The sequence below is a fragment of the Faecalibacterium sp. DFI.5.82 genome (assembly GCF_029076575.1).
GTDB classification, from domain to species: domain Bacteria; phylum Bacillota; class Clostridia; order Oscillospirales; family Ruminococcaceae; genus Faecalibacterium; species Faecalibacterium duncaniae.
The window spans coordinates 1-301 of the sequence record NZ_JARFIS010000746.1; the positions used below are offsets into that span (position 1 = coordinate 1).

Below are 301 nucleotides of genomic sequence, written 5' to 3' on the forward strand. Positions count from 1 at the left end.
GCCGATTTTTCCTTCGATGGTTCGGGTGGGAAGGTCAACAACAACATCGTCACCGACCTAGTAATCAACAGACTTTTCAGCAGAAACGTCAATAATTTCATCATGCTGCAGGTCATACAGTACCCGGATATAGGGCAACCGTTCAACCCGGAAGATGGGCTGTCCGCTGTTGGTCAAGTCAATGTCCTGCAAGCTGACGGATTTGAACATGAAGTTGACGTGATCCACACGGAAATCCCGGCCATCTAGCTTGATGATGATGCCGATCGGCAGATAATCTTCCTCTCGCAGATATTTTGTC

The 301-nt window shown here is 48.2% G+C and carries 1 protein-coding gene; it reads right to left on the reverse strand.

Annotation, left to right across the window (positions count from 1 at the left end):
- Nucleotides 1-57 precede the first annotated feature (57 nt).
- A partial coding sequence (locus tag P0G09_RS18725; RefSeq protein WP_275253424.1) for a hypothetical protein occupies nt 58-301 on the reverse strand: 244 nt, incomplete at its 5' end.